Origin of the sequence: Bacillus sp. NTK074B (genome assembly GCF_017303375.1) — a bacterium.
GTDB lineage: Bacteria > Bacillota > Bacilli > Bacillales > Bacillaceae_B > Rossellomorea.
In genome coordinates this window covers 1-267 of record NZ_JAFKOH010000079.1, presented here as the reverse complement: position 1 = coordinate 267, position 267 = coordinate 1, and the positions used below count along the sequence as shown (strand labels likewise).

General features: G+C 66.3%; 1 protein-coding gene. It reads left to right on the top strand.

All coding sequences use genetic code 11. The features are described 5' to 3' along the window. A partial coding sequence (locus JI667_RS21500) for a hypothetical protein (protein WP_206858486.1) occupies nucleotides 1-267 on the top strand: 267 nt, incomplete at both ends.

Sequence of the window (267 nt, the reverse complement as noted above, 5' to 3'; positions counted from 1 at the left end):
CTTTTCCGACACCTACCACGAACAGGCCCTGCCGGTCGTCGAGGCGCGCATGTCCGAGTATCTCTCGGGCGGGGTGGCCGCGCTGACGAATCGTCTGGACCGGGAGTACCCCATGCAGACCAATTCGCCGATCTCCGACGCCGAAATGGAGCGCCGCTGGGCCATCGCCCGCCGCGTCATGGCCGAACTTGGCCTTGATGCACTGGTGATGCAGGCGCGCGAGGACTGGATCGGCGGCTATGTCCGCTGGTTCACCGATGTGCCGGC